This is a genomic window from Variovorax sp. 20P10.2.4 (assembly GCF_058244205.1).
This window is the reverse complement of the sequence record NZ_JBZAYE010000788.1, coordinates 1-3,002: the sequence shown is the minus strand read 5'-3', so window position 1 is coordinate 3,002 and position 3,002 is coordinate 1. Positions and strand designations below refer to the sequence as shown.

Genomic DNA, 3,002 nt, shown 5'->3' with positions numbered 1-3,002 from the left:
GCCCGCGCGGATGTCGTTGACCGAGCCGGCCTTGCCGGTCATCAGCGGCGTGGTGATCAGCAGCTCGCCGCCGCTGCGGTCGAAGGCCTTGGTGCTGTCGTTCCAGGCCCCCTGCGACTGGTAGACGCCGAGGCTGCCGCGGTGGTTGGCCGTGATGCGTTCGCTGGCGTTCAGCGCCACCGTGCCGAAGCCCAAGGTCAGGCGGTCGTGCGAGATCACCGACTTGGGCTGGGTCTGGGCCGCGTAGCCGAACACGATCTCGCGCGCATCCACCTCGAGCCGGCCGCTGCCGGTGCCGGCGCCGCCGCTCATCACGCCGCCGGCCGGCGAGGCCGAGCCGTTCCACACCAGCGTGTCGGTCTCGATGCGCGCCACGTCGCCGGCGCCGCCATGGCCGTAGATGGCCGGCGTGGTCAGCACCAGTTGCGCCAGCGAGGGCTGGCCGTTGGCGGACGACAGCGTCGACAGCCGCACCGATTCGTAGAAGTTGACCGAGTCGCGCGCGGTCAGCACCAGGTTCTCGAGCGCCGGCGCGCCGGTGCTGGTGTCGCCGCGCAGCAGGCGGTCGAGCACCTGCTGGTTCAGCGTCATGCCCGCGGGCAGCGCGCCGCCCGCGCGGGCGCGCTCCAGCGCCTCGGCGCTGCCGACGTTGATGCCGCCCACGGCCAGCACCAGGTTGCGCGCGCCGTAGCGCACCGAGTCGCCGAGCTCGAAGGCGCGGTCGGTCGCGGCCGTGATCGTGCCCTCGGCATAGAGGGTGGTGGTGCCGCCGCAGCGCACGCTGCCGCCGCACACGCCGATGCGGATCGGCCCCTGGCCGTAGCGGGTGTCGGTGCTGAGGCTCGGGGCCAGCATGTCGAGCCAGCCGTTGGAGACCGCGAGCACCGACACATCGCCGGGCTTGAAGACGTAGCCGGCCTTCGAGTCCCAGGAGACCGGGCCGCGGCGCAGCGTGTCGATGGCCGCGCCCTGCTCGAGCACGATCCCGCCGTCGCGCTGGCCCGCGACCAGGAACACCTGTGGCGCCGACAGCACAGCGCCTTCGCGCAGCACGATGCCGCTGGCGGCCTGGTAGGCCGTGCCGAAGCCGGCCAGGTACGAGGACTGGGTGTTGCGCTCCGACTCGAAGCGCGACTGCGGCGCACCGCCGATCGCCATGGTGCCCGCGCCGATGCCGTTGAGCATGCCGGCGTCGAGCGTGACGCCGGTGAAGCCCTCGGTGGGCCCCTTGCCCGCGGCCACGATCTCGAACATGCGCGTGCTGCCGCTCACCACCAGCTCGCTGCCGAAGCCGCCCGGCGCGGCCGCGTGCCGCACCGTGCCTTCGGCGATGCGGATGCCGCGGTCCTCCATCGGCTTGATGCCCGGGGTCAGCGTCAGCCGGCCCGCGTCGCGCTCCAGGCGCGGGCGCGGCACGCCGTCGCGCGCGGCCCAGTCGAGGCCGAACTGGGCATAGCTGGTCTCGTTGTACTGGGAATAGGTGCGCAGCAGGTCGGCCGGCGTCACCACCAGCTGCGTGGTCAGCGCGTCGAGGATGCCGGTGTTGGCGACACTGACCCGGCCCGCGGTGCTGAAGGAGCCGTTGCGCATCGCCTGCGTGGCGCCGAAGGCCGCCTGGCCGCTCGCCAGCCCGTTGAGCTCGACGCGGAAGGCGCCCGGCAGCAGCGCGTAGGTCGAAGGCAACAGCGTGTAGGTGCCCGGCGGCAGGCCCGGCACGCCCGCGCCGATGGTGACCTGGCGCCCGACCATCGGGTCGCCCGCGCCCTTCTCGGGCGCGATCGGCGCGGCACCGGGCTGCGCGCCCGGCACGATGGCGTAGACCGGATTGGTCGCGAAGCCCGGCAGCACGAAGGCCGAGCGGCCGGTGCCGCTTTGCACCAGCGGGTTGAGCCGCGCGTCGGTGGAGCCGCCGCGGCCGGAGAGGAAGGCCGCGCCGGTCAGCGTGCCGCCGCCCGACAGGTCGATGAGCGCCCCGCCCTGCACGTCGATGCGCTCGCCGAGCAGCGTGACGCCGCCGAAAGCCGACGCCGAGCCGCCGATGCCCACGTAGCCGGCGTCGAGGCCGTTGTGGACATAGGTCAGGCCGTCCTTGGTGCCGCCGTAGGGCATGGCCAGGCCGGCGCCGCTGGTCGAGGTGATGCTGCCCGCGCGCAGCAGCACCGTGGAGGCGAGGTCCTCGGCCTGGCCCTCGGGACGGCCCAGCGTCACGCTGCCCAGCGGCGCGCGCACCACGCCGCCCTGGTCGACGTTGGCCGACATCAGCAGCAGGGAGCCGAAGGCCGAGTACGGCACGGCGGGTTCGCCCTCGCCGATGCGCTCCACGCGCAGGCTGCGCGCCGTGTCGTAGAGGTTCTTGTAGTTGCCCCAGGTATCGAACTCGCCCCTCTTGCCGGCACGGATCTCGGCGCGCGCGCCGGTGGCCGGATAGATCTGGCTGGCCGCGAGCACCAGGTCGCCCGCGGTCTCGAGCGAGGTGCGGTCGCGCACCAGCGAGGCCTGCAGCCGCAGGTCGCCCTGGCTGCGCAGTTCGAGGCGCTCGAAGCCGTCGCGCTCGACCTGCACGTTGCCCTCGAGCTCGGGCTGGGCGCCCGCGGTGCCGAAGGCCACGGTCTCGATCACGTCGAGCACCGAGGACTCGATGCGCAGGCCCGAGCCGGCGGCCAGCCGCGGCACGCGCGGATTGACCGGGATCGGCAGGATGTACCTGTCGCGGCCCAGGCCGGTGTTGCCCCCGAGGCGCACGTAGGGCGCCGCCAGCAGCACCTGCGAGCCGTCGCCCGAGCCCTGCGCGAGGCTGAAGCTGCCCGAGGTCATGCGCAGGGCCTGGCCGAGCCGCAGGTTCACGCCGTCCTCGAAGCTGATCACGCCGTTGACCAGCAGCGAGAGGCTGTCGAAGCCGCCGGCCTCGATGCGGTCGACGCCGATGCGCGCCCGGCCGTAGGCGAGCGCGGGATCGGCCTGGCCCGGGCGCAGGTCGGCGCGCAGCGAGTCGGGGCCCTGCC

1 pseudogene is annotated in these 3,002 nt (G+C 73.9%); it reads right to left on the bottom strand.

Features of this window, described 5'->3' with window-relative positions:
* Positions 1–3,002 (bottom strand): annotated as a pseudogene (locus tag AC27VN_RS37545) (hemagglutinin); the annotation flags it as partial.